A 24,828-nucleotide genomic window follows, 5' to 3' on the forward strand; every position below is an offset into this window, starting at 1 on the left:
TCACTATTTTGTTGAAATAAATCCTCGCTATCCCTTTGCCGGATCCCCTTTTCCGATGGAGCGTTACATGCCACTGAGTATCACCACTCCGCTGCTGGAGTCGCTGCCGCCTGGACAGCTGAATCAGACCCGCGTCTGGCTGAAGATGGAGGCGCTGCAGCCCTCCGGCTCGTTTAAAATTCGCGGCGTCGGCCACGCCTGTGAAACCCACTACGCGCGCGGTGCCCGCCGCTTTATCTCCTCTTCCGGCGGTAACGCCGGGCTGGCGGTGGCCTATGCCGGGCGGCAGCTTGGCGTACCGGTCATCGTGGTGGTGCCGGAAACCGCCTCCGTCCGCGCCCGCCAGCTGCTGGTGCTGGAAGGGGCGGAGGTCCGGGTACATGGCAGCACCTGGGCAGAAGCGAACGATCTGGCGCTGTCGCTGCTGACCGACAACGATGCCTTTATCCATCCGTTTGACGATCCGCTGCTGTGGCAGGGCCACGCGACGATGATTGATGAAGTGGTGGCGGCTGGGGTGCGGCCGGATGCGGTGGTGCTGTCGGTAGGGGGCGGTGGCCTGCTGGCCGGCGTGGGCGAAGGGCTGCTGCGTAACGGGTTACAGGATGTGCCGGTGTATGCCGTCGAAACCGCGGGGATGGCGTCATATGCGGCGGCGCTGTCGGCGGGCCAGCCGGTGGAACTGGCGCAACTGTCCGGCGTGGCGACGTCGCTGGGTGCCCGCCAGGTGTGCCAGCGCGCCGTGGATCTGAGCCGTGAGCTGAATATTACCTCCGTTACCGTCAGCGATCGTCAGGCCGTGGATGCCTGCCTGAGCCTGCTGGACGACCAGCGCGTGCTGGTGGAACCCGCCTGCGGCGCGGCGCTGGCGGCGCTGTACTGCCGGAAGCTGCCGCTGGACGGGGTGAACAACGTGCTGGTGATTGTCTGTGGCGGATCCACCGCCACCGTGGCTTCGCTACAGTCATTTGCGGGCTGAGCGCTGAGGCAGACAAGTAACGCCACCGACCTTACGGGTCAGGGCTGGCTAATGCAGTTGGGCTGACAGGTCATCATTGCCGGTCAGGATGGCTAATGCAGTGGAGATGACAGGTCATCATTGCCGGCCAGGATGGCTAATGCAATCGTGCTGACAGGTACCATTGCCAATCAGGCGGGCTACAGCAGCCAGCCCGATCGGGCTGACGTTGCCGATCAGGCGTCGTTAAGCAGCGACAGATAGCGCGAACCCGCCACGTTTCTGCCGCTGATCACCGCCACGGTGCGGCGTCCGGCGATCTCCCCCGCATAGCGCAGCGCCCCGGCCAGCGCCGGTACGCCGGACGGTTCAGCGACCTGGCGCTCAACGTCAAGCAGGATGCGCATCGCGGCTTTGATCTCCGCTTCCGAAACGGTCAGCACCCGATCCACCCGGTCGCGCACCAGCGGCCAGGTGAGGGTGGAGGCTTCAATCGGGCCGCTGACGCCTTCGGCAACCGACGGGCTGTGCGCAACCGGCACGGGTTCACCCGCATCCATCCAGCGGGCGAAGGTTGGGCTGGCCTCGCTCTGAATCCCCCATACTTCAATCGCCGGATTGATCGCTTTCACCGCCGTTGCGATCCCGGCCGCCAGACCGCCACCGCCGATGTTGACGAGGATGATCTCCGCGTCGGCCCACTGTTGCAGGATCTCCAGCCCGACCGTGCCGCCGCCGGCCACCATGGCGAGGTTGTTGTAGGCCGACACAAAGACGGCACCCGAGCGTTGCGCCTCGGCCAGCGCCGCATGGCGAGCCTGTTCAACGTCGTCGAAGAAGGTTAAGCGCGCGCCAAAATCGCGCATGGTGGCGACCTTGCCCGGATCTGCCGCGTGCGGCAGGTAGATGCTGACCGGCACGCCGGTGGCATGGCCGGCACAGGCCAGACCCAGCCCGTGGTTGCCGGCGGTGGGAGCAATCACGCCGGTCTGCCGCTGTTCGGGCGTCAGGCTGGCCAGCACGTTGGTCGCTCCACGCAGCTTAAAGCTGCCGGTCAGCTGCTGGCTCTCCAGCTTGAGGCGCAGCTCCGCACCGATGCGTGCCGAGAGGGCGGGGGAGGGATCTAACGGCGTGGTGCGCACCGTGGAACGGATGCGCTCCGCAGCGGCAACAATATCCTGCACGCTGACCGTGTCGGTTGCCGTTTGCTGTGGGTCTGTCATAGTAGTGGCTCGGTAAGTGTATTGTGAAATAACTATATAGGTATTTGGCTATATGAACAAGCAGATGACGACCACGGCAGAACTGCTGCGGGCGATGGGCAACGAACAGCGGCTGATGATACTGCACTGGCTGGCCGATCCGTGCGCCTGGTTTCCCGCCCAGCGCGACGGCGATCTGGTTGAGGATGGCGTCTGCGTCGGCTTTATCACCGAAAAGCTTGGCCTCAGCCAGCCGACCGTTACCGGCCACCTGCAGCTGCTGGCGAAGGCCGGGCTGGTAACCTCAAAACGCATCAAAAACTGGGTGTTCTACAAGCTGGTGCCGCAGCGGCTGGCCGAAGCCAGCGCGGCGATCAGCGCGCTGACGCACACCGCAACGGAGACGATCGCTAAGTAAGCACGCCACCACACTGCTCCTCCGCCCGGTACTCAAAGTAGTCGAAGTCGGCATACGCGTTTTCACCGGTAAAGTCCTGGCAGCACAGGCCGACGAAGGTGCCGGTAAAGCGCTCGATGCCGCGCTCTTTAAAGTATTCGTCCGACAGTTTGCTGAACTCAACATAGCCGCCGACCGGCTGCCACGTGGTTTCGTCGGCGGACCAGAAGAAGAACGCGGCGTCGAAGCTGACCTCCACTTTCAGATACACCGGGCCGTCATGGCCCGTTTCCGTGCCGCTTTCCGTTGGCTGGCTGAGCCGGTTGAGATCGTTAATCATCAGATTAACGACGCGCCTGCCGTCAGCGCCGCGCGTCAGGTAGAGATAGAGGTAGTGGGTGGTGTCGTAAATACACACCAGCCCGGCCATCTGCTGGAACGAGGTCGGCTGGAAATCGACGCAGGTCTGCGCGGTGAAGGCGAAATCCGTCTGCCGCCGCGCCACCAGGCTCTGGCAGTGGCGCGAGCTGAGGGATTCGCGGCCGTACAGCCGCAGCCAGCCTTTACGTGCCTGCAGGCTGCACACCGACTCCGGCAGCGGAATACGCAGCGTCTGCAGCCACAGCGGCAGTGTCGGTGAATCAAAATCCTCACGCACCGGCAGAGCCGGCCACGGCCTCTCAGCCAGCGGCGAGTGCACCTGCAGCCGCGGGGTGTTTTTCCCGCTGGTCAGCCGCAGCCAGCCCTCTTCGTTCCAGTACACCGCCTGGATCGCCGTTTCCCGCCCCATGGTGCTGCGGCCGCGTGACGGCAGCGGCCGGCCGCACAGGTGCACCATAAACCAGTCGCCCTGCGGCGTTTGCACCAGGTCGGCGTGGCCCGTGCGCTGCAGCGGCAGGCGGCAGTCGTAGCGCGAGGTCAGCATCTGGCCGATCGGGTCAGTCTCATAGGGGCCGAGTAAATTACGCGAGCGCGCCATCGTTACGCCGTGGTTGTAAAAGGTGCCGCCCTCGGCGGTCAGCAGGTAAAACCAGCCGTCGCGCTGATAGAGATGCGGCCCTTCGGTGATCCCCAGCTCGCTGCCGCCGTAGATCGTGCGGCACTCGCCGGTCAGGCGCTGCTGCTGCGGGTCATACTGCTGGATAATGATGCCGTTCCACTTCGGGAAGCCCGGCTTGCCGCCGTCGCGGTAGCTCATCTCCATGCTTACCAGCCATGTGCTGCCGTCAGCGTGATGAAACAGCGACGGGTCGATGCCGCGACCGTTCAGGTAGACCGGCTCTGACCACTCGCCTTCGATATCGCGGGTGGTGACCACGTAGTTGTTGACGTCCCAGAAGCGGCCGCTGAGGTTTTTCACGTCGCTGTAGACCAGGTAAAACACGCCATCTTTTTCACTCAGGCAGGGGGCATAAACGCCGCCGGAGTCCGGATTGCCCTTCATATCCAGCTGGCTGACCCGGTTAAGCGGATGGGCTATCAGCGACCAGTGCTTTAAATCATACGACTTATAGAGGCACACGCCGGGAAACCACTCAAAGGTCGACGTGGCGATATAGTAAGCGCCGTTGGCAAAGAGTATCGACGGGTCCGGGTTGAATCCGGGCAGAATTGGATTGGTAATGGGGGTCATTTTATCTCTCCCTGAGCGTCAGCCAGTGAGCTAACGGTGGGTTGCGGACTTGCCGGCGCGTGTTCGGCAGCAACCGGGTGGTGGCGGTAGTTTCTGAGGATCAGGATCAGGCTGAGCAGCAGCAGTGCGGGGATCACGGTGAAAATCAGCCGGATGCACAGCACGGCGCTCTCGCTCTGTAGTGTCGCGCCCCCGGTATAGCCGCCGAACGTTAATATCCAGCCCATCAGCGCACCGCCAATGGCGATGCCAACCTTAATGGCGAAGATATTGGTGGAGAACACCAGCCCGCTAAATGATTTCGCCGCCTGCCGTTCAACATGGTCAATGATGTCGCTCAGCAGGCTCCACTGCAGCGGCGTGGCCATTGAGTTAATCAGGTGGATAATGCCAATGAGAGCGCAGATGGCGACGGCCTGCTGCGAGGGGACAAAAAACAGACCGATCATAATCAGCGCCTGCAGCGACATCGCCAGTTTATAAGCCCGCAGCCGTTCGATGCGTTTTGCAACCAGCGGGGTCAGCATTGAGCCAAAAAACTTGGCGGCGAGGATCAGCGTCAGCACCACGCTGACCAGCTCCGGGCGCTGCAGGTAATACGTCACGAAGTACATGGCGCCACCGGTTTTTAAAATCCCGGCGGTCAGGTTTACCACGTTGAGAGTAAACAGCTTGCGCCAGTTGGCATCCGCCGCCAGATAGCGCAGTTCGCTGAACACGCTGCTGAACTTCTGGCTGCGGTCTACCGGGCGAATATAACGCTCGCGGGTCATGGCGAAGCAGAGGTAAAACATCAGCGTGCTGAGCCCGCCCATCAGCAGCATGGCGTAAAAGTAGCCGTGCTGCAGGTTACCGCCGCCCAGTACTTTGGTCAGCGGCAGCGCCACCAGCGATACCAGAACGCCGCCCAGCGCCGCAAAGGCGAAACGGTAAGACTGCATCGACACCCGCTCCGCCGGGTTTTGCGACAGGTTGTTGATCAGCGCACAGTAGGGCACGTTAACCAGCGTATACAGCAGCGACAGCGCGGTGTAGGAGATATAGGCGTAAACCAGCTTGCCGGTCTCGCCGAACTCCGGCGTGTAAAAGGTCAGTGAACCAATTACGCCGAACGGCAACGCGAACCACAGCAGATAAGGGCGGAACTGGCCGTGCCTGGTCAGCGTATGGTCGGCCAGGAAACCGATCCAGACGTCGAAAAAGGCGTCCAGCACCCTGACCACCAGGAACATAATGCCCATATGGTAGGCGCTGAGGCCATAAATGTCGGTGTAGAAAAAGGCCATAAACAGCATGATGGTTTGCCAGATGATGTTTGACGCACCATCACCGAGGCCGTAACCGATTTTTTCTCTGAACGTCAGTGCAGACATAGGGAGTCCTTTTTTGATTTTATTGTCAGGGCAGGCAAGCCGGGCTTGCGATATCAAAAATAGGCCTTATCAGGGCGCAATAATGTAATGGAAAACGAGTGGAATATAATTTTCTTGCGCAGGAGGGGTAACGGCGATCACTGTTTTGCAAAGAAGCCGTTGGGCGGTCAGCTGGGCGAGGGTGCTGGCAGTGTTTCAGTCAGGTAACGCAGAGATAAGCCCTGGTCAGGCGGATGATGATAGCGACGCACTACCCGTCGGCGGCAGGCGTCAGCACGGCCACGTCATGGTAAGAGGAGAGCTGGCGGGTGGTGCGGCTGCGCTGGCGGAAGGTTTTCGGTGATACCCCCATCAGCGCTTTAAATTTGTAGCAGTAGTAGGCGCTGTCGGTAAAGTCGCAGCGGTAGGCGACGTCGGTTATGCTCAGGTCGCTGTTTCTCAGCAACTCTGCGGACCGGGCGATCTTCTTGCGGATCAGATACTCCTTAAAGCCGACCTGCATAATCTTTTTAAAGGTGCGCGAGAAGTGGCTGGTGGAGAGCCCGCAGCGGGCGGCGGCCTCGGTCAGTGAGAGGGTAAAGCGCTGCTGGTGTTCCAGCCACACCACAAAATCAATCAGCGTATCGAACGGGCCTGCCTTATCGCCTCTGACGATGACTTTATCAGCCTGTTCGCCGCAGCCGTACACCGTGTTGAGCAGCAGCACCAGCAGCGGATCGATCTGCTCCGGGCCCTGCGGCGCGGCGTGCAGCTCGCTAAACCAGGTAAACAGAAACTGCAGCCGCTCGGCCTGCTGCGGGTTAAGCTGCAGCACAAAACCGGCCTGCAGATCGCCCAGCTGAAACGGGTATTTCAGGCGATGATGCACGGCCTGCTGGTACTGCAGTAAAAAGCGCTGATGATCGCCGCTGTGCTCCAGTTCCATATCGTGCAGCACCATCGAGCCAACAAACACCAGGGTGTTGTCCTGCACGCTGAATTTTTCACTGCCGATCGAGAACGCGCCGCGCGCGCGACGAAACCACATAATCTCATGTTCCAGATGCACGTGCGGGCGGATCGCCACGCCGTCCACCGGCACGCCTTCACCGGCGCGCAGCATGTAATCCACGCCCAGCGTGGTTTCAATTTTTTCATAAAAGCGATCGGAATGGGACATGGCACAACACGGCGCAATTTCAGGAGCGGTTACTATTACGTTATCGCGCAGGCGAAAGCAATCCACCGTGCAACGGCCCGCGGCCGTTCAGTTTTTTTTAACAACACCCACAGATTTTTTGGCTGCCATTTTCATCAGAATTTTCATAGTATGAAAGGCTCCGGGGTGTTCCCGGAGAAACTCAGCCAGGAGGAACTATGTCGGGTCATTTTTTAGAAATCGCCACGAAGCGTCGCAGTATCTATGTACTGGGTAACGATCTGCCACTGTCGAAAGAAGACGTTGCAGCGCTGATTAAAGAAGCCGTCCGTCAGGCACCGTCGTCCTTTAACTCACAGTCATCCCGCGTGGTGGTGCTGTTCGGTGAAGAGCATAAGAAGCTGTGGGAGATCACCCGCGAGCAGCTGCGCAAAATCGTCCCGGCCGAGAATTTTCAGGGCACCAGCGATAAGATGGATATGTTTGCCGCCTCCGCCGGTTCCGTACTGTTCTTCGAAGATGAAACCGTGATTGCCGGCCTGCAGGAGCAGTTCCCGAGCTACGCCGATAACTTCCCAATCTGGTCTGAGCACAGCACCGGCATCGCCCAGTACGCCGTCTGGCTGGCGCTGGCCGAGCAGGAGATCGGTGCCAACCTGCAGCACTACACCCCGCTGATCGACAACGACGTGCGCGAGGCATGGGATATCCCGGCCAGCTGGAAACTGCGCGCGCACCTGAACTTTGGTTCTGTCCAGGCCCCGGCGAAAGATAAAACCTATATCGAAGACGACAAACGCTTTAAGGTGCTGGGCTAACGCTCTGTGCTACCACGGATTCGGCGCCTGCCGGGTCCGGTTTAATTCGGCAGTCTTTGCGGCTGCCGGATTGCTCCTAAACTCTGTCAGTTCCTCTCTCTGCTGGTTCGCTTATTTGTTGTTGCGGCTTAAAATTTAACTCAATAAATACAATAAGTTAAACATATGTTCTTGCTAGAAAATGGTAAATCCATTTACTCTAAATGTCATTTTTTTCTGCAAAAAAACTTTCCATTTTTTAAGGCGGGTGTAGAATACTTATCAGGAGGGAAGCAATATGAAGATTAAACCCTTGGTTGAGAATGAGATAACTCGATTTGAACCGGGTAAAATTTTTACCTATGGAGATTTATCTCCATTTCTTTCAAATCCTGAAACTACGGTGAAGGTTGTCAGTCGCCTGGTGAAGAATGGCGACATTAAAAGGTTCGCAAAAGGGCAGTTTTATCGTCCAAAGAAAGGGATTTTTGGCGAAATGCAGCTCAGTGATACTGAGAAGCTGAACACCTTCATCTATCAGGATGGCAAGCGGAGAGGTTATGTTACGGGAACAGGCCTCTATAACAGACTGGGTCTGACCACTCAGGTACCCAGAACGATTACCATTGCCAGTAACAAATCACCACAGCGCAAGAATCTTGGCACGATCGAAGTTAAATTAGTGAAAGCTAAAGCACCTGTTTCGGAATCCAACAGAGAATATCTTGAGATCCTTGATGTACTTTCAGATATTAAGAAAATACCGGACAGTAATCCTTCATCCGTCATGAAGGTGATGGCAGGGAAACTGAAGGATATCGACAAAAGTGATCTTGATGAGATTATTAATCTGGCCGGTTTTTATTCGCCTGCAACGAGAGCCTTGTTAGGGTTGTTGACAGAGAAAATTAATATAAATATGGCGGAGAATATCAAAAAACAGCTCAATCCGACTACTCGCTACCGAGTTGGACTGGACGGTTCCTGGGATAATGCTGATAAATGGAATGTCGAATGAACCTTCATGATAATCCAGAAATGTTTCTTGAACTGATTAACCGGACAGCAGATCACTTTAAGATCCCAGAGGTTTATGTCGAGAAGGATTACTGGGTTACACGAGTCCTTCTCCAGCTAAGCCAGTCTGAGTTCAGGGAGGATTTTATTTTTAAAGGTGGAACGGCGTTATCCAAGGTCTTTGGTCTGATTCAAAGGTTTTCAGAAGATGTCGATCTGGCCATGTTTAACCATCGGGCGCTTAGCGGTAACCAGATTAAAAAGCGTATAAGGGCCGCTGAGCAAAGGATTTCTGCCGGATTGACTTATGTTGAGAGGCCTGGTGAGTCCAAAGGAAGTCAATTCCGGAAAGTCTATTATGAGTTTCCACGAATCGTTGATGGAGATTTTGGTCACGCCTCGGATGTTATTCTGCTGGAAATAAACAGTTTTACCTCACCTGAGCCTTTTTCTCCTATGCCTGTTGAATCACTGATTGCAGAATTCATCAGGAAAGGGCTGATTGAGGGTGGTGATGCGGTGATTATACGCTTCGGACTGGAAAGATTTGCAATCAACGTTCTCGACATCAAACGAACGGTTGCGGAAAAAATATTAGGATTGGTCAGAGCATCCAGGTCCGAAGACCCACAGCAGGCATTATCTGATAAAATTCGGCATATATATGATCTATGCATGATTAAACGTGATGCACAATACAGTCAGCTTTTTTATTCTGATGAACTTTTGGATATGGTCGATCTTGTGAAACAGGCCGACAGAGATCAGTTCGAAGATGCAGGAATCTGGCTTGATCAGCCTTTGCATGAGAGTGTGCTTTTCAGCCAGCCACTTGAAACCGGGGAAAATATCAGGGGTGTTTTCCACGGTGCTTTTTCTGAACTGGTTTACGACGGCGATCTTCCCTCTGACGACGAGGTGATTGGGGTACTCTCCTCAGTAGCCGATCTTCTCAAAAGAATGCATGACTGAAAGAGTAGTAATCAAGAACGTAAAAAACCTTGTTCGTTAATTAATTTTACGGTCACCCCCTCGATGGTCTGTTCACTGGCTTTGCTGCGCTATTGCGGGCGGCCTCCCTGCCGCCCTCAGATGCTGAAAAAATCAGAACTTATAGCTGGCACCCACCTGCCAGCTGCGGTCGCGGCCGATCCAGCAGTAGTTGCTGTCGTAGCAGGTGTAGGTGAACTTATTGGTCAGGTTCTGCGCCCCGGCCTTCACGGTTAAGCCCTTCAGGCTGTTGCTGACCACCCCCATGTCGTACGCCACGGCGGCGTCAAACTGGGTATTGCCGCCGATGGCGGGCACCGAGTTGTCCGGGGTAATCGCGGTTTTGCCCTGATAGCGCATCCCGGCACCAAGCATCAGCCCGTTCAGCGGGCCGCTGGCAAAGGTGTAGTCGCTCCACAGGTTCAGGGTGTTTTCCGGCACCTGGGTGGCGCGCTGGCCCTGATAGCGGTCGTCCTGCACGTTAATCGCCCGCGTATAGGCGTAGCTGGCGATCAGGTTCAGGTTCTCCAGCGGACGGCTCACCGCGCTGAACTCAAACCCTTTCGATTCGATCTCACCGGTCTGGCGGTAGTTCGCCAGCCCACCCACGTAGGTGTTATCGGTGGTCAGCACGTTCTTCTGATTGATCTTAAACACCGAGGCGGTCAGCGTGGTGGCGTAGTCGGCCAGCAGCGTTTTCACCCCGCCTTCCACCTGCTTGCTGGTGGTCGGTTTCACCTGGGTGGCGCTCAGCGTGCCAATCGGCGACACCGGCAGGAAGCCTTCCGAATAACTGATAAACGGCGCGATGCCGTTGTCGAACTGGTACAGCGCGCCGAGGCGTTTGGTGACGCGATCCTGGTCGACCCAGCTTTTATCACCACCGTTGAGGTGATCGGTGGTGGTGGAGCGGTAGTCGTCGTAGCGCAGGCTGGCGATCAGGTTCAGCCCGCCAAATTCGACCTGATCCTGCAGATAGTAACCGGCCTGGTTAAAGCTCATATGCTGGCGCGTGGCCGCATACAGGCCGAGATTGTTATCGGTGACCACGCCGTGATCCGGGTTCTGCATATCGATCGCCGGGTAAACGCTGCCGTAATCATAGTTAAAGTTGGCGTTCAGGCGCTGATAGTCAACGCCGGCCAGCAGATGGTGTTTCCACTCGCCCAGGCTGAGCGTTTTCGTCAGCTGGTTGTCGATATTAACGTTGTTCAGCGACTCATCGGTGGTGTAACCAAAGCGCGACAGTGTGGTGTCGCTGCCGCTGGTGCCGGTGGAGTAGATGCTGCGCTGGTATGATTCCACGTGGGCATAACGTGCTTTCTGCACCACGCCCCAGCCGCTGTCGAACTGGTGCTCGAAGGTGTAGCCGATCAGCGTCTGGCGCTGTTTGAAGCCGTTCCAGCGGTCGCCGGCGTAGTCATCACGGCTGGCCGAACCGCTGCGCAGGTAAGCCAGCGGCAGCGGGTTGGACGGCGTCAGGCTCGGCTGATCCTGGTAGATGGCATCGATGGTCAGGCGCGTCTGGTCTGATGGCTGCCAGCTGACGGACGGGGCCAGCAGATAGCCTTCATGTTTGGTGGTCTGTGCCTGATCGTCACCGGCGCTGGCCTTGCCGATAAAGCGGTAGTTCCAGTCGCTGTCGGCGATCTGGCCGGTGGAGTCCAGCGTGCCTTCACGCAGCGCGCGGTTGCCGGTGGTGAACTCCACCTCGGTGCTTTGCTCTTTTTTCGGCGTTTTCCCCTGAATATTCACCAGCCCGCCCGGCGAGGCGTTGCCGTACAGCACCGAGGAGGGGCCTTTCAGGATATCCACCTGCTCGATCAGGATCGGATCGATGCCGGCTTTGGTATTGCCGCTGACGTTGTACGGCAGCTGCAGCCCGTTGTAGTACTCGTGCTCGGCGCTGAAGCCGCGAATTTTGTACTCACTCATATAGGTGGTGGAGCCGCGCATTTCGGTCGCCACGCCCGCTTCGTAGCGCAGGATCTCATTCAGTGAATTTGCATGGCGCTTCTCAATTTCCGCCTTGCTGATGGTATCGATAGTCTGCGCGGTACGGCTTTCCGGCACCGCCGATTTACTGGCGCTGTTGGTATAGGGCGCAACGCTGTTTTCGGCGCTACCGCCACCGGCGGTGACCACCAGCGTGCCGTCGCTGTTAGCGGTGGCGGCCTGCGCCAGCGGTGAGAGGGAGGCCGCAATGCTGAGCGCCAGAAGGGAGAAATGCCGGTAACCGTGCCTTGCCATAAAGAAAGTCTCTCTGTTTTTATCAAATTCGCGGCGGCTATTATTGCTGAAAGATTCGCATTCGCACCTATGCGAACTGCCGGATTGCGTATGCGGGATGACAAAAGCGGGCGGACAGAGGCAGGGGCAACCGCCACGGCGCTGTTATCCGGCGTAATTCACAGTCAGGATCCCGGCGATAATGTCCGTTGCTTTCAGGAACTATCTCCAGCCCGGTCAGCTCGTGATGAGGCGGGCCCCGGTCACAGGCGAACAGGACGACCGGGATCGGGTGTTTGCTCAACCGGCCTGCAGCGCGCTGGGTGCCACGCCGTAGCGGCGGCGAAAGGCGGTAGCGAAGTTGCTGGCGTGCTGGTAGCCGGACATCCACGCCGCCTGCTGCACGCTGTGCCCCTGCTGCAGGTAGCGCCTGGCCTGCGCCAGCCGGCAGTCGCGCAGATAGTTAAACACCGAGTCGCCGTAGGCCTGGCGGAACTTGCTGCGCAGGCTGCTCGGGCTCATCGCCGCCGCCCGCGCCAGCTCTGCCAGCGTATGGGGCTGCTCGGGGCTGGCGGCGATCAGCTGGCGCACCTGCTCCAGCCGCGCCCGTTCACCGGGCGGCAAAGGTGGGGTTAACGAGGCAACCGCCATGCCGCTTTGCGGCGATGCGGCGGCAACGGGCCGGGTAATACCGGCGGTCGCCACAGCGTCTGCCCTGGCTTCAGCGGCGGCGGAGGCAAATGCCGGTGGGCTTTCCTGCGGGATGGCCGCCGTGTTACCCGCAGTTTTCGCCATTCCTGAACGAGATACTGTACCTGCTGTACCCGTCTGTGAAGCGGCTTCGGCCGGTTCGGCCAGCAGCTGTTGCGCCAGCAGCAGCAGCAGCAGCCCCTCCAGCATCAGCTGGCGCACCAGCGGATCGGCACAGGGCTGCAGCACCCCCCGTAGCCCGGTCAGCAGATGGTCCGGGATCTGCCACACCTCCGAACCGGGATAGCGCTGCTGCCAGGCCCCGAGCAGGGTAGCGATCTCCGATCCCGGTTGAAACCGCGCCGGATTAATGCCCAGGGTGATGGCAACCAGCCGCTGGCCCGCGTCGTGGCGCGCCTTCAGCTCCAGCCGGTCGCCAATTGAGGTGGCCAGCGCCATGCCGCCGCGCATCAGCTGGGGTTCGCCGTTCAGCCACAGCTGCACGCAGCCGCTGACCACCACCAGAATATAGAGCGGGGAGTGGCCGGCGGAGGTAGTTTCATACGGCTGGACGATCTGCAGGTCGGAGCAGGTAACGCTGAGCCCGGAGGGCAACAGATGCTCGTCGACGTAACCCTGCACCACGGTGGCGGCAAGCGAACGCTGCGGCGCGCTGCCCAGCGCCGGAAAGCGGTAGTCAATGGCGTGGCGCTGGCCATATTCAAGAAAGTTTGCCACCGAGAAGCGTTGTTCCTGGCGGGCATGTCGCTGTGTATTCATGGAACTCCGCTGGCTGGGGGAAGGGCCGCTCAGGTCTGAACGTCGGATAGCGCCAATAATAGCATCGGTAATTTCAGTGGTAAATTAAATGATACTTATTCTCATCAGTCGTCCTGTATGCGGCGTCGGCGACAGGCGCTGCCAGCTGCCTGCTGGCAAAGCGAAACCCACCCGCATCATCTGATTAACCTTTTGGTAATAATTCAATCTATTGATTTACATCAATAATACCGTTTCTTTTTACGCGGCTTTTGATTGCTTTTTTGATCGCGGATCGTATAAGGTGTATTTGAAATGCATCTTATGGTTGATGCAACAACGTTACTCCACCCTGCACTGGCAGCGACGGCCAGGCTTACCACAAGGAACGACCTATGACCCAGACTCTCGACTCCGCACAGCTGATTAGCGCTCTCGACAACGTGATGGTGATCTCCACTACCGATCTGCAGGGCACCATTACCTACGTTAACGATCTGTTCTGTACCCTGACCGGCTACCAGCGCGAAGAGCTGCTCGGCCAGCCGCACAGCATCGTGCGCCATCCTTCGGTGCCAAAAGCCACCTATAAGGAGATGTGGGACACTATTAAAGCGGGCGAGATCTGGACCGGTATCATCCCCAACGTCGGTAAAGGCGGTGGCCTGTACGTGGTCGATACCACGGTGCAGCCGCTGTATGACCAGCAGGGCAATATCAACGCTTACATCAGCATCCGCCGGGTGATCAACGATCTGATGACCGACTTTGACGCGGTGGAGTTCTCCAAAGAGCAGTTCGACGAATTTTACGACAACTAAGCCATGAACAAACCCATCGAACGTGTGCTGATCGCTTACGGTTCTGAATCCGGCAACGCCCGGGCGCTGGCCGAATACCTGGGCGGTGCGACATTCCTGCAGCCCTTCGCGCCGCAGGTGACGGAACTGAACCAGCTGCTGCAGGCGGAGCCGAATGAGGGCGACCTGCTGCTGCTGCTGACCAGCTCGTTCGGTGACGGCGAACCGCCCGCCAACGCCGACCGGCTGCTGGAGCAGCTGCCGCACTACGCCGCGCCTGGCAGCCTGCGCTACGCCATTTTCGGCCTCGGCGATACCGCCTATCCGCAGTTCTGCGGCTTCAGCAAGGCGCTCGACGCCGCGCTGGCCGCGCAGGGCGGGCAGGCGCTGATTAACCGGGTAGATGCCGACGCTGGCTATCAGGACTTCTTCCGCCAGTGGCTGGCGGTGGTGGAAAAGGTGCTGCAGGGCGATGCTGAGGCCGGGCAGGCGCTGCGGCTGCAGGTGACGCCTTACGGCGAGCAGAACGCCTTTACCGCCCGGGTGCTGGAACGATCGCACCTCAGCGGCAGTGCGCCACACGCTTGGCATATCCGGCTGGATATCCGCGGCAGCGGCATCCGCTATCGTGCCGGTGATACGCTCTGGGTTTTACCAGAGAACGACCCAACGCTGCTGGCCGGGCTGGCGGCAGGACTGGGCGATGAACAGGCGATTACCCAGCTGCGCGATAAAGAGTTGCGCCAGCTGAGTAAGGGCGTGCTGCGCGAACTGGCGAAGCTGGGCGGCAGCGAGGCGCTGAAGGTGCTGCTGAAAAGCAGCCAGCGTAAGGCGCTGGAAGCGTACCTGTGGGGCGCAGACCTGCTGGACGTGCTGCAGGACCACTGCCCGCCCGGCTCCGTCAGCCTGGCGCAGCTGCTGGAGATCCTGTCGCCGTGCCTGCCGCGCGCCTACTCGATCGCCTCGGCCGGCGATGAGCAGACGCTGGATCTCTGCGTACGCGAAGTCAGCTATGCGCGCGACGGCCGCCCGCGCCAGGGGATGGCGACCGGCTGGCTGCTGGCGCAGGACGCGGTGAAGATCTTTGTGCGCAGCAACCCCGCCTGCTGGCTGCCGGAGGACGCTGACGCCCCGCTGCTGCTGGTCGGTACCGGCACCGGCATCGCGCCGCTGATCGGCCTGACTCGTGAAATGACGGCCAGCGGGCAGCAGCGTGAAACCTGCCTGATTTTTGGCGATAAACAGCGCGAGGTGGATTTCCTTTATCGTCAGGAGCTGGAAGCGCATCTGGCCGACGGGGTACTGAGCAGCCTGCTGACCGCCTTCTCCCGCGACGGCGACAGCAAATACTACGTGCAGCACGCAATAGCCGATCACGCTGACCAGATTGCCGGGCTGCTGCAGCGCGGCGCGCATCTCTACCTTTGTGGCAACCGGCACCATCTCGAAAGCGCGGTACGGGCGGCGCTGGATGCGGTGGCGCGTGAGGCAGGGTGGCCAGAGGGTGAGTTATGGCCGCAGTTGCTGGGGCAGGGAAGGCTGCATCTTGAACTGTACTGACACTGAGGCACTGCTCCACCATGCAGCACTATCTGGAGTCTTCAGGAGTCATTACTGATATGCAGGCCAGACAGGGCAGCCGGCTTGAGGCAATCCCCGACAAAATAATTGCTGAGGTGCTGGCCCGCCCGGGCGCGATCTTCAATTGATACATTTACGCTATCAATCATGCGGTTAAACGGTATTGGTTAAGCTTTGCAGGAAATCGGTATAAGAGTAGCGTCACATTACTTTCTTACTACCGACATATGGAGCTGCTAAGCCGATGACCTCTCTTGATAATTCCCCGTTCTACGCCGCCGATATTATCCGCTCACGCCTCAACGGCCTGAATCCGCGCGTGGCCTTTATCCTCGGTTCCGGCCTGGGGGAACTGGCGGAGCAGATCGAAAATCCGGTGGTGTTCTCATATGCCGAACTGCCGGGCTTCCCGGTCAGCACCGTACACGGCCACGCCGGTGAGCTGGTGGCCGGAACCCTGTCCGGCGTGCCGGTACTGTGCATGAAGGGGCGCGGCCACTTCTATGAAGGGCGCGGCATGGCGGTGATGACCAGCGCTATTCGTACTTTTAAACTGCTCGGTTGCGAAATCCTCTTCTCCACCAACGCCGCCGGTTCTCTGCGCCCGGAGGTCGGCCCCGGCAGCCTGGTGGCGCTGAACGATCATATCAATACCATGCCCGGCACGCCGACCGTCGGCCCGAACGACGACCGCTTTGGCGACCGCTTCTTCTCACTGGCTAACGCTTACGATGCTGACTACCGCGGCGTGCTGCAGCAGGTGGCCAGCGAGCAGGGCTTCCCGCTGACCGAAGGGGTGTTTGTCTCCTATCCCGGCCCGAACTTCGAAACCGCCGCCGAAATCCGTATGATGCAGATCATCGGCGGTGACGTGGTCGGCATGTCGGTGGTGCCGGAAGTTATCAGCGCCCGCCACTGCGGCCTGAAAGTGGTGGCGGTAGCGGCGATCACCAACCTCGCCGAAGGCCTCGGTGACGTTGAGCTCTCCCATGCGCAAACGCTTGCGGCCGCGCAGCTCTCTAAGCAGAACTTTATCAATCTGATCTGCGGCTTCCTCGGCAAACTATCCTGAGCAGACACTAAACGGCGGGCAGCGTGATGGCGATACAACTACGCTTGAAGATTATGATGTTCCTGCAGTACTTCATCTGGGGGGCCTGGCTGGTCACGCTGGGTGCTTATCTGATTAACACCCTCGGCTTTCGCGGGGCCGACGTGGGCCTGGTCTACAGCGCCAAGGGTATCGCGGCGCTGCTGATGCCGCCGCTGATTGGCATCGTCGCCGATAAGTGGCTGCCAGCCAACCGGGTCTACGCGCTGTGCCACCTGACCTGCGCCGGCATGCTGGTGTGGGCGGCCGGGGCCAGCCAGCCGCAGCTGATGTTCTGGGCGATGCTGGGCAATGCGATGGCGTTTATGCCGACGCTGGCGCTCTCCAACACCATCGCCTACGCCGGGCTGGAGAAGGCCGGGCTGGATACCGTCAGCCACTTTCCCGCCATCCGCGTGCTGGGCACGGTCGGCTTTATCGCGGCGATGTGGGCGGTCAGCCTGCTGCAGCTGGAGCTGAGCAACGTGCAGCTCTTTATCGCCGCCGGGGCATCGCTGCTGCTGGCGCTGTATGCGCTGACCCTGCCGACCACGCCGATCGTCAAAGGGCTGCCCTCGCGCAGCTGGGTCAACCGGCTGGGGCTGGATGCGCTGGTGCTGTTTAAAAACCCGCGCATGTCGGTGTTCTTCCTGTTTGCCATGCTGCTCGGCGCGGTGCTGCAAATCACCAACACCTTCGGCAGCCCGTTCCTGCACGACTTTGCCCGCCAGCCGCAGTTCGCCGACAGCCTGGTGACGCGCTATCCGTCGATGCTGCTGTCGGTGTCGCAGATTTCGGAAGTGGCGTTTATCCTCACCATTCCGTACTTCCTGCGGCGCTTCGGCATCAAAACGGTGATGCTGATGAGCATGATCGCCTGGGTGCTGCGCTTTGCGCTGTTTGCCTGGGGCGACCCGTCGGCGTTTGGTTTTGTGCTGCTGCTGCTGTCGATGGTGGTGTACGGCTGCGCGTTTGATTTCTTCACCATCTCCGGTTCGGTGTTTGTTGAGCAGGAGGTGGACTCGCGGATGCGGGCCAGCGCGCAGGGGCTGTTTATGACCATGGTCAACGGCGTCGGCGCCTGGCTGGGCGCGATCCTCAGCGGCTGGGTGGTGGACTACTTCTCCGTGGCCGGGGTAAAAGACTGGACCAGCATCTGGCTGGTATTTGCGGCCTACGCGCTGGTGCTGGCGGTGGTGTTCCAGTTCAGCTTCTCCTGGCGCCACTCGCGCACGGCCGCGTCCGCCGCCGTCACCCATTAGCGTTCCGTCTGGTACAAGCCGCTAATGCGGTGGTAAATTATGGGGTTTCCCGCTATGGAAACCCCATGAACCCGTCATCCCGCCCGCACCGCCCGGACCTCAAGCTGCTGCGCTACTTTCAGACGGTGGCGGAGGAGCTGCACTTTGGCCGCGCCGCCACCCGCCTGAATATGTCGCAGCCGCCGCTCAGCTTCCATATCAAAGAGCTTGAATCCCAGCTCGGCACCCAGCTGTTCGTGCGCCATTCGCGCAGCGTGGTGCTGACCCACGCCGGGGAGGTGCTGCTGAATAAAACCCGCGCGCTGCTTAACAGCGTCGAGTGCGCCTTTGCCGAGGTGGAGCAGATAGGCCGGGGCGAGAGCGGGCGCATCCGGCTGGGGATTGTCGGCACCGCCATCTGGGGCGGCCTGCGCCCGGCGATCCGCCGTTATATGCAGGACTACCCGGCAAGCGAAATTCTGTTTTACGAAAAATCACCGGGCGACCAGCTGGCGCTGCTGCAGCGCAACGAGATCGACGCCGGCATCTGGCGCATGGAGACCCACCCGCCGTGCGGGCTGCACAGCGAAAAGCTTAACGACGCCACCTTTATGGTGGCGCTGCCCGTGGAGCACCCGCTGACTCAGCAGCCGGCGATCGACATTCGTCAGCTGCGCGAGGAAGATTTTGTCACCATGACCGCCGTCCACTCCGACTGGACCTTTCTGCAGAAGGTGTGTGCCGAGGCCGGTTTCACCCCTAAGGTGGTGCGCGAAGCGGTGGAGCCGCAGACGGTGCTGGCGCTGGTCAGTATCGGCCTTGGCCTGACTATAATGGCCGACAGCTACGCGCAGATGAGCTGGCCGGGCGTTACCTTCCGCCCGATGGTGCAGGCGATCCCGGCCGACCTCTATGCGGTCTATGCGCCGGAGCAGCTGACCGGAGTAACGAGGAGGCTGATTGAGGCGCTGAAGAAGTCGGCGGGGCTGGAAATCGCGTGACTGCTGCGTAGCCAGGTGGGTGAGTGGCCGCTGACGCGGCTCAGATTGCATAACTTTGTGCAGCCGGAGGCGATATTTATAAACCGCGAGGCATCAGCAGAATAAGGTAAATCCGGGAGTTATTGAAAATTCCGGAGCCCTGATATATGGGAGCGAGTTTTCAATAACGAACGTATTTTATGTGGTACGGGGGGGGTTGTGTTTTTTGTTTGGTTAAATGAAGTTCAATACCTAATCATCTTATGATGTCCATTTTGTATTGAAAATAAAGTGGGGTGGATCATGCTTCAATGGTGATTTTTAGCTGAAGTATGTCTGTATGTTATTCACCTGCGGCAAGAAATAGTTAAGCAAGTCATAAAGCATCGCCGCCGCCAGGGGACCAGGCACCCTGCTACAAAGGCGGAAAATCACCCCGTACATCAACCAACGCTTGCGCTTACCGGTGACCAATTGCAGACTGACGGTGGCTGGACAGTTGTGCCCCGTAGGCAACGGTTAAGCCCCCCTGGTTGCCGGGGTTAGCCAAAGGGTTTCACCCGCGGTTTCAGGTGGTAGTGTGGTATCAGGGATTCCGGAACGATCTGGAGACTGCAACGCTGTGCGAGGGCTTATGCTTAAACGAATTAAATCTGCCGGTCTGTTCGCCAGGATAGATTTGCGCGGGGTGATTCTCCTGTCTTCCCTGCTCATCCTCGTCGTTACGTTGCTGATTAGTTTATTTGTCGCCTGGCAGGTTCAGCGTCAGGCGTTGCTGGAAAACGCTCAGGAGTCCAGCCGGGCTTATGCCCTGAAAGTCGCCTCCGGGGTGGATGATTTCATCTACGGAGCGCACCGCAGGCTGGGGTACAGCGCCGCGCTGATCGGCGATGCGCTGACGGACGATCGTCTGTTAACGGAGGAGTCCCACCGGCTGCTGGATCAGGATGCGTCGTTCGGTGCCGTCATCATCATTAATGCGGCAGGTAAAATACTCAAGGCGACCCCTGAGCGGTTAGGGCTGCTGGGGAGGGTGACGCACGCCGACGGCAGTGAAGAGGCCCTGCGCGAGCAGCGGCCGATGGTCAGCAACGTGTTTGAGGCGACCTCAGGCGGGCAGGTGGTGTTTATTACCATGCCAGTCAGGGACAAGGGCGGTCAGTATCGGGGTCTGATTGGTGGGGCGATCAACGTGCGCAAGCAGGGAACGCTGCATACCCTGGCCAGCGATCACTTTAACCGCGACGGCACCCGCACATACATTGTCGATCGGGTGGGCCGGATCATCCATCATCCGGACCCGGCGCGCGTCGGCACGCTGGTGGACAAGGCGTTAATGTATTATTGCGCGCGGAGCGAAAGCAGCGGCCCGCTGCTACTGCAGACCAGCGAGGGGGACAGCGTTATTGCCGGTTTTGCCAGAGTGCCTTTATCCGGCTGGCTGGTGGTTTCTGAGCGCACGCGGGCGTCCACGCTGGTGGCGCTGGAACCGCTGATCCGGAAGATGTTTTTGAGCATCCTTCCTTTTGCAATTGCCATTGTCGTCGCTATCTGGTGGCTGGCCCATCTGATCTCGCGGCCGCTGCGCCTGCTGGCCCGTGGGGTTGCCGGGCCTGACACACGTGAAAATATTGAGCGGATCCGCGGCGTGCTGACCTGGTACCGCGAAGCCTTCAGCATAAAGCAGGAGCTGCTGAAGGGCATGGGTACCATGCAGGACACCATCCGTCGCCTGAATACCCAGGCGCACACCGATCCGCTAACCGGGCTGGCCAACCGGCGGGCAAAACGAGAAGCGCTGAGAAAGATGGAGGCCGCAGGCCAGCCATTTGCGGTGGTGGTGCTGGATATCGACCATTTCAAAGCGATTAACGATACCTGGGGGCACGAGGCCGGCGATGCCACCCTGTGCCATCTGGCGCGGCTGCTTGAGGCGTGTTCCCGGGAGGGCGATATCGTCTGCCGCATCGGCGGAGAGGAGTTTATGCTGCTGCTGCCGGCGACCCCGCTGGTTGAGGCGGCAAAAGTGGGTGAGCGGGTGCGTAAGCGGGTGGCTGGCTCAGCCGTGAATGGCGTCGGCACTATTACCGTTTCGCTGGGTATTGCCGGCTGGCCGGTCAGCGGCAGAAAACCCGCCGACGTCGTCAAACAAGCCGATCGGCTGATGTATCGCGCCAAACAGGCCGGCCGCAACCGGCTTTACGTGGATACGCCTTAGCCGTTAGCTGAGTGGGGGCAGCGCACGACGCATCGTTTCCCTCTGGAGAACGGCGACCTTCGGTGGCCGCCTTCACTGCGTCATCGGAGAGGACCAGTGTTAATCTACTTGTGACTTTATGATTAGTCAGTCACTCGTTGTCTGTCAGTACCTTATTAGGCTAAGCTGGAAAAATGAGTAAACAAACAGAACTTCATCCCCCTCGGGGCCCGCTGGACCACAGCGTCCGCGATCGGGTGGTGGCAGCCGCCACCGAACATTTCAGCCATTACGGCTATGAAAAAACCACCGTCTCCGATCTGGCTAAAGCGATCGGTTTCTCCAAAGCCTATATCTATAAGTTCTTCGACTCCAAGCAGGCGATCGGTGAGGTGATCTGCAGCAACCGGCTGGCGATGATTATGGCGATTGTCGATGCGGCGATCGCCGACGCGCCCAGCGCGACAGAAAAATTACGCCGCCTGTTCAGTGCCCTGACCGAAGCCGGCAGCGATCTGTTTTTCCACGATCGCAGGCTTTATGACATTGCGGCGGTTGCCTCACGTGATAAATGGCCGTCGGCAGAGGCGTATCAGGCACGGCTGCGTCAGCTGGTTGAGCAGATCGTTGTTGCCGGCCGCCAGGCGGGTGAGTTTGAACGAAAAACGCCGCTGGATGAGACGGCCGATGCGATCTGTCTGGTAATGCAGCCCTATATCTGCCCGGTGCAGCTGCAATATAATCTTGAGACGGCGTCGTCGGCCGCGGTGCTGCTTTCATCGCTGATACTGCGCAGTTTAGCACCCTGAGTGGTGAACGATGACAATATTGGTCACTATAGTACCAGTGCGGTGACTATCCCTTAGTCAGATTAAGATCACCCATGCTCAGTCCTCCCCCTGCTAACTGATACTGTTGCTGTCGCGGCGGGTAAACAGCCAACGCCCCGCTCAGGATCCTCTGAGCGGGGCAAGAAACCTGCGGCCGCGGTTACAGCAACTGCCCGCCCGAAACGTCGAAGGTGGTCCCGTTAGCCCAGGCCATCTCATCGGACAGGATAGCGGCCACCGCGCCACCGACGTCGTCCGGCAGACCGACCCGGCCCAGCGCAATCCCCTGAGCGACCCAGGCGTTAATATTCTCATTGTCCCGTACCGCACCGCCGCCAAAATCGGTGGCGATAGCTCCGGGGGCAATGGCATTCACCCGAATCTGACGCGTGCCAAGCTCTACCGCCATGTAACGGGTCAGCACTTCGACGGCGGCCTTCACCGCCGCATAAATGCTGTATCCCGGTAACGTAAAGCGGACGAAACCGGATGAAACGTTGAGGATACGGCCACCGTCTTCCAGCAGCGGTAACAGCTTCTGGGTCAGAAAAATTGGCCCCTGCAGGTGGGTGGCGATCAGTGAGCTAAATTGCTCTTCAGTCGCATCTGCAAAGTTTGAAAACAGGCCGTTGCCGGCGTTGTTGACGAGGAAGTCGAAGCGTTCACGGCCAAAGTCGGCCTGCAGCCGATGGGTTAAAGTGTGTGAAAAATCCTCAAAACTGGCGCGGTCGGTAATATCAAGCTGCAGCATCGTCGCCTTGCCACCCAGCGCTTCGATCTCCGCTTTCAGCGACGCTGCTTCGACGGCAGCGCTGCGCCAGGTACCGATAATATGTACGCCGCGCCTGGCGAGATGCAGTGCCATGTTGCGGCCAAGGCCACGGCTGGCGCCGGTGATCAGTGCGATTTTTTCAGTCATAAGCGGTCTCTTTCAGGTTAGTGGGTGCACCCTCGGGTGCTTTCTTGACCCGCTTATGATAGGGAATGACCGAGGGCGGACACACGCCGGATCGGCTCAATATATTGCCTGATTGTCTCAATCATATTGTCTGTTTTACGCTCAGAGGTATACTCGTGCGATGAATAACGATTTAGCTCCCCATCTTGCTATCGCCCTGCGGCACGCTTCGCCCGGGCTGAACGCCACGCGCATCCCGCGGGTTGACCTCTGCGTCGGACAAGGCTCTACGGAGCAGGCACCCTGCCTGTATCGCTCGATGATCTGCTTTATCCTGCAGGGTTCGAAACGCGTCGCGCTTAACCAGCATCTCCTCAGCTACGACCGGGAACATTATCTGATCAGCGCGCTGGACCTGCCGCTGAGCGGACAAATTTTTGATGATGAAGCAGGGCAGCCCTACGTTGCGGTATCACTGGTGCTGGAGCCGGCCCTGCTGGCGGAGCTGGCGTCGACCATGCCGGCGGTTCGCGAGCGTGAGCAACAGGTAATTGGCCTCACCCTCAATCCGATGACCGCGCCGCTGCGCGACACCTTACTCCGTTTATTATCCTTGCTGGACGCGCCCGACGATATTCCGGTTCTGGGCCCGATGCTTGAACGGGAGTTGCTTTATCGTCTCCTGCAGGGGCCTCAGGGACAACTTCTGCGGCAAATTGCCCAGCCCGATGGCGCACTGAGCAACATCCGCCGCGCCGTTGCCTGGATCAGAGACAACGCGACCACCCGGTTGCGCATCGGAACCTTGTGTGACATCAGCGGCATGAGCCGGGCCAGCCTGCATCGGCACTTTCTGTCGCTGACCGGCCTTAGCCCCGTTCAGTATCAGAAACAGCTTCGATTGCAGGAGGCTCGCCAGCTGCTGCTGGCCGGTGAGTATCGCGCGTCTGACGTGGCGTTTATCGTCGGTTATGAGAGCGCGTCACAGTTCAGCCGCGAGTATCTGCGGCAATTCGGCGTATCGCCGATTCGTGACGTGCGTCAGGTGCGTCTGGCTATTGGGGAAGCATCGCAGGGGTAACAGTGAGAGGAGGGATGAGTGCGCCGGTCAACAGGTCAGTCCACATAAATAAAAGCCCCGACCGTTGCAGTCAGGGCTTTTAATCTACTACGAACTTCGAATTTAACATTAACAGACTTAAAGGAAGACTACGGTGATACTGCTTTTAAATGTACGCGTTTAACACAGATAATATTGGGTGTTAACAGTTAAAACCCCCTCTATTGACCGTTATACTTAACCTGCCATCCTCGTAACGTTGAAGGAATGGCACTCTAAACAGGTACATCTCCCCTCGCGACATATACTCTTTGATGCGTGGCCTGACTTCCGTTGCGATCGTTAAACTCAACGAGATTTCACCATCGAATCGCAAGTAATAACTTTTAAAACATGGCCTTACATCGTCGCGTTTCCTCATAAATTTGCGATTATTGCAAATGATTACGTGGCCTTAACGCTGTGTCGACGTAGAACAAACATCGCTTATCGTCAACGTCCCATACAACAAACTTCGTGGCCTTTATCGCAAATTACACTTCACACTCAAATTAACTAACACTTTCAACCTGAACGGCGATCTGATATTTCACCGCCGTTAAAGCCCAATCTACGGATTTTAAAACCAGTGTCAATACTGTTATTAATGACATGTTTATACTTACAGTAAGTATATAAGAATTAGTGCTATTCCAGCGTGAGTTCGCTCTGTCTGGTTATCAGGCGAGCGCGTTCCAGGCCCTTATGAGGCGTCTTTTTGCCGCCGGCAGCGCTCTGAACACTTCCGCACATCGTCCCAGCATTTTTCCCACTTTTTTCGCCAGCTGAAAGGGCGTCCGCATACCGTGCAGATTTTGGTCGGCAGTTCGCTCTTTTTCACAGTGACTCTCCTGCATCGAGTTTATCCAGCAGATGCTGGCCGCGTTGCCACAGCGCCAGCCGCTTAGTCGAAAACCTCAACTGAACCC

The 24,828-nt window shown here is 58.6% G+C and carries 22 protein-coding genes; 14 read left to right on the forward strand and 8 right to left on the reverse strand.

Annotation, left to right across the window (positions count from 1 at the left end; all coding sequences use genetic code 11):
- The first annotated feature begins 67 nt into the window (after positions 1-67).
- Positions 68-979, forward strand: a complete 912-nt coding sequence (locus tag GKQ23_RS09640) for a pyridoxal-phosphate dependent enzyme (protein WP_212410625.1) — start codon at positions 68-70, stop codon at positions 977-979.
- Between the two features lie 215 nt (positions 980-1,194).
- Here GKQ23_RS09640 and GKQ23_RS09645 read toward each other — a convergent pair whose 3' ends face one another.
- The gene (locus tag GKQ23_RS09645) at positions 1,195-2,181 is read right to left on the reverse strand and encodes a threonine/serine dehydratase (protein ID WP_212410627.1); all 987 of its coding nucleotides are present in this window, start codon (positions 2,179-2,181) and stop codon (positions 1,195-1,197) included.
- A gap of 52 nt (positions 2,182-2,233) precedes the next feature.
- Here GKQ23_RS09645 and GKQ23_RS09650 point away from each other — a divergent pair, with 52 nt between their 5' ends.
- Positions 2,234-2,578, forward strand: a complete 345-nt coding sequence (locus GKQ23_RS09650) for a helix-turn-helix transcriptional regulator (RefSeq protein WP_212410629.1) — start codon at positions 2,234-2,236, stop codon at positions 2,576-2,578.
- Here GKQ23_RS09650 and GKQ23_RS09655 read toward each other — a convergent pair.
- The 3 genes from GKQ23_RS09655 to GKQ23_RS09665 form a co-directional block, all read right to left on the reverse strand.
- Positions 2,571-4,190 (reverse strand): glycoside hydrolase family 43 protein, encoded by a 1,620-nt coding sequence (locus GKQ23_RS09655; RefSeq protein WP_212410631.1) that lies wholly within the window; start codon positions 4,188-4,190, stop codon positions 2,571-2,573. The genes GKQ23_RS09650 and GKQ23_RS09655 overlap by 8 nt on opposite strands.
- Positions 4,187-5,563 (reverse strand): glycoside-pentoside-hexuronide (GPH):cation symporter, encoded by a 1,377-nt coding sequence (locus GKQ23_RS09660; RefSeq protein ID WP_212410633.1) that lies wholly within the window; start codon positions 5,561-5,563, stop codon positions 4,187-4,189. The genes GKQ23_RS09655 and GKQ23_RS09660 overlap by 4 nt, the downstream gene beginning before the upstream one ends.
- Positions 5,564-5,813: 250 nt before the next feature.
- Positions 5,814-6,722 (reverse strand): helix-turn-helix transcriptional regulator, encoded by a 909-nt coding sequence (locus GKQ23_RS09665; RefSeq protein WP_056232959.1) that lies wholly within the window; start codon positions 6,720-6,722, stop codon positions 5,814-5,816.
- A 197-nt stretch (positions 6,723-6,919) separates the two neighbouring features.
- On the opposite strand from GKQ23_RS09665, the gene GKQ23_RS09670 reads away from it, so the two are divergent.
- From GKQ23_RS09670 to GKQ23_RS09680, 3 genes are all read left to right on the forward strand, one after another.
- Complete coding sequence (locus GKQ23_RS09670; RefSeq protein WP_056232956.1) at positions 6,920-7,519, forward strand: nitroreductase family protein; 600 nt, start codon at positions 6,920-6,922, stop codon at positions 7,517-7,519.
- A 277-nt stretch (positions 7,520-7,796) separates the two neighbouring features.
- A complete protein-coding gene (locus GKQ23_RS09675) occupies positions 7,797-8,516 on the forward strand; it encodes a DUF6088 family protein (RefSeq protein WP_212410635.1) in 720 nt (239 codons plus the stop codon).
- Positions 8,513-9,487: a nucleotidyl transferase AbiEii/AbiGii toxin family protein gene (locus GKQ23_RS09680; protein ID WP_212410637.1), complete on the forward strand. Its 975-nt coding sequence runs from the start codon at positions 8,513-8,515 to the stop codon at positions 9,485-9,487. Before GKQ23_RS09675 ends, GKQ23_RS09680 begins: the two co-directional genes overlap by 4 nt.
- Before the next feature lie 132 nt (positions 9,488-9,619).
- Here GKQ23_RS09680 and GKQ23_RS09685 read toward each other — a convergent pair whose 3' ends face one another.
- Both GKQ23_RS09685 and GKQ23_RS23850 read right to left on the reverse strand, forming a co-directional pair.
- Positions 9,620-11,755, reverse strand: a complete 2,136-nt coding sequence (locus tag GKQ23_RS09685) for a TonB-dependent siderophore receptor (RefSeq protein ID WP_056232951.1) — start codon at positions 11,753-11,755, stop codon at positions 9,620-9,622.
- A 279-nt stretch (positions 11,756-12,034) separates the two neighbouring features.
- On the reverse strand, positions 12,035-13,204 hold the full coding sequence (locus GKQ23_RS23850; protein WP_249168497.1) for a helix-turn-helix transcriptional regulator: 1,170 nt from the start codon (positions 13,202-13,204) through the stop codon (positions 12,035-12,037).
- Positions 13,205-13,578: 374 nt separating this feature from the next.
- On the opposite strand from GKQ23_RS23850, the gene GKQ23_RS09695 reads away from it, so the two are divergent.
- The 8 genes from GKQ23_RS09695 to GKQ23_RS09725 all read left to right on the forward strand — a co-directional run bounded on the left by GKQ23_RS09695 (position 13,579) and on the right by GKQ23_RS09725 (position 21,881).
- Complete coding sequence (locus GKQ23_RS09695) at positions 13,579-14,004, forward strand: PAS domain S-box protein (RefSeq protein ID WP_212410639.1); 426 nt, start codon at positions 13,579-13,581, stop codon at positions 14,002-14,004.
- 3 nt (positions 14,005-14,007) lie between these two features.
- Positions 14,008-15,543: a sulfite reductase flavoprotein subunit alpha gene (locus GKQ23_RS09700; RefSeq protein ID WP_212410642.1), complete on the forward strand. Its 1,536-nt coding sequence runs from the start codon at positions 14,008-14,010 to the stop codon at positions 15,541-15,543.
- A 20-nt stretch (positions 15,544-15,563) separates the two neighbouring features.
- On the forward strand, positions 15,564-15,692 hold the full coding sequence (locus tag GKQ23_RS24055) for a hypothetical protein (RefSeq protein WP_256442894.1): 129 nt from the start codon (positions 15,564-15,566) through the stop codon (positions 15,690-15,692).
- A gap of 116 nt (positions 15,693-15,808) precedes the next feature.
- Positions 15,809-16,636, forward strand: coding sequence for a xanthosine phosphorylase (gene xapA / locus GKQ23_RS09705; protein WP_212410644.1), 828 nt, complete (start codon positions 15,809-15,811; stop codon positions 16,634-16,636).
- Between the two features lie 26 nt (positions 16,637-16,662).
- The gene (locus tag GKQ23_RS09710) at positions 16,663-17,916 is read left to right on the forward strand and encodes a nucleoside permease (protein ID WP_212410646.1); all 1,254 of its coding nucleotides are present in this window, start codon (positions 16,663-16,665) and stop codon (positions 17,914-17,916) included.
- Positions 17,917-17,981: 65 nt separating this feature from the next.
- Positions 17,982-18,896, forward strand: a complete 915-nt coding sequence (locus GKQ23_RS09715; protein WP_056232938.1) for a LysR family transcriptional regulator — start codon at positions 17,982-17,984, stop codon at positions 18,894-18,896.
- 706 nt (positions 18,897-19,602) lie between these two features.
- Complete coding sequence (locus tag GKQ23_RS09720) at positions 19,603-21,093, forward strand: sensor domain-containing diguanylate cyclase (protein WP_212410654.1); 1,491 nt, start codon at positions 19,603-19,605, stop codon at positions 21,091-21,093.
- A gap of 173 nt (positions 21,094-21,266) precedes the next feature.
- Complete coding sequence (locus GKQ23_RS09725) at positions 21,267-21,881, forward strand: TetR/AcrR family transcriptional regulator (RefSeq protein ID WP_101506495.1); 615 nt, start codon at positions 21,267-21,269, stop codon at positions 21,879-21,881.
- A 181-nt stretch (positions 21,882-22,062) separates the two neighbouring features.
- Here the strand turns inward: GKQ23_RS09725 and GKQ23_RS09730 are convergent, their stop codons facing one another.
- A complete protein-coding gene (locus tag GKQ23_RS09730) occupies positions 22,063-22,821 on the reverse strand; it encodes an SDR family NAD(P)-dependent oxidoreductase (RefSeq protein WP_212410656.1) in 759 nt (252 codons plus the stop codon).
- A 160-nt stretch (positions 22,822-22,981) separates the two neighbouring features.
- Between GKQ23_RS09730 and GKQ23_RS09735 the strand changes: the two genes are divergently transcribed.
- Positions 22,982-23,881 (forward strand): AraC family transcriptional regulator, encoded by a 900-nt coding sequence (locus GKQ23_RS09735; RefSeq protein ID WP_212410658.1) that lies wholly within the window; start codon positions 22,982-22,984, stop codon positions 23,879-23,881.
- Positions 23,882-24,602: 721 nt separating this feature from the next.
- Here GKQ23_RS09735 and GKQ23_RS09740 read toward each other — a convergent pair.
- A complete protein-coding gene (locus tag GKQ23_RS09740) occupies positions 24,603-24,740 on the reverse strand; it encodes a DUF2256 domain-containing protein (RefSeq protein ID WP_072166275.1) in 138 nt (45 codons plus the stop codon).
- Positions 24,741-24,828: the final 88 nt, after the last annotated feature.

This window comes from Erwinia sp. E602 (assembly GCF_018141005.1).
Classification (GTDB): Bacteria; Pseudomonadota; Gammaproteobacteria; order Enterobacterales; family Enterobacteriaceae; genus Erwinia.

Coding starts and splice junctions, on each gene's coding strand:
- GKQ23_RS09640 (WP_212410625.1), top strand. CDS start 68: ATGCCACTGAGTATCACCACTCCGCTGCTGGAGTCGCTGCCGCCTGGA.
- GKQ23_RS09645 (WP_212410627.1), bottom strand. CDS start 2,181: ATGACAGACCCACAGCAAACGGCAACCGACACGGTCAGCGTGCAGGAT.
- GKQ23_RS09650 (WP_212410629.1), top strand. CDS start 2,234: ATGAACAAGCAGATGACGACCACGGCAGAACTGCTGCGGGCGATGGGC.
- GKQ23_RS09655 (WP_212410631.1), bottom strand. CDS start 4,190: ATGACCCCCATTACCAATCCAATTCTGCCCGGATTCAACCCGGACCCG.
- GKQ23_RS09660 (WP_212410633.1), bottom strand. CDS start 5,563: ATGTCTGCACTGACGTTCAGAGAAAAAATCGGTTACGGCCTCGGTGAT.
- GKQ23_RS09665 (WP_056232959.1), bottom strand. CDS start 6,722: ATGTCCCATTCCGATCGCTTTTATGAAAAAATTGAAACCACGCTGGGC.
- GKQ23_RS09670 (WP_056232956.1), top strand. CDS start 6,920: ATGTCGGGTCATTTTTTAGAAATCGCCACGAAGCGTCGCAGTATCTAT.
- GKQ23_RS09675 (WP_212410635.1), top strand. CDS start 7,797: ATGAAGATTAAACCCTTGGTTGAGAATGAGATAACTCGATTTGAACCG.
- GKQ23_RS09680 (WP_212410637.1), top strand. CDS start 8,513: ATGAACCTTCATGATAATCCAGAAATGTTTCTTGAACTGATTAACCGG.
- GKQ23_RS09685 (WP_056232951.1), bottom strand. CDS start 11,755: ATGGCAAGGCACGGTTACCGGCATTTCTCCCTTCTGGCGCTCAGCATT.
- GKQ23_RS23850 (WP_249168497.1), bottom strand. CDS start 13,204: ATGAATACACAGCGACATGCCCGCCAGGAACAACGCTTCTCGGTGGCA.
- GKQ23_RS09695 (WP_212410639.1), top strand. CDS start 13,579: ATGACCCAGACTCTCGACTCCGCACAGCTGATTAGCGCTCTCGACAAC.
- GKQ23_RS09700 (WP_212410642.1), top strand. CDS start 14,008: ATGAACAAACCCATCGAACGTGTGCTGATCGCTTACGGTTCTGAATCC.
- GKQ23_RS24055 (WP_256442894.1), top strand. CDS start 15,564: ATGCAGCACTATCTGGAGTCTTCAGGAGTCATTACTGATATGCAGGCC.
- xapA (WP_212410644.1), top strand. CDS start 15,809: ATGACCTCTCTTGATAATTCCCCGTTCTACGCCGCCGATATTATCCGC.
- GKQ23_RS09710 (WP_212410646.1), top strand. CDS start 16,663: ATGGCGATACAACTACGCTTGAAGATTATGATGTTCCTGCAGTACTTC.
- GKQ23_RS09715 (WP_056232938.1), top strand. CDS start 17,982: ATGAACCCGTCATCCCGCCCGCACCGCCCGGACCTCAAGCTGCTGCGC.
- GKQ23_RS09725 (WP_101506495.1), top strand. CDS start 21,267: ATGAGTAAACAAACAGAACTTCATCCCCCTCGGGGCCCGCTGGACCAC.
- GKQ23_RS09730 (WP_212410656.1), bottom strand. CDS start 22,821: ATGACTGAAAAAATCGCACTGATCACCGGCGCCAGCCGTGGCCTTGGC.
- GKQ23_RS09735 (WP_212410658.1), top strand. CDS start 22,982: ATGAATAACGATTTAGCTCCCCATCTTGCTATCGCCCTGCGGCACGCT.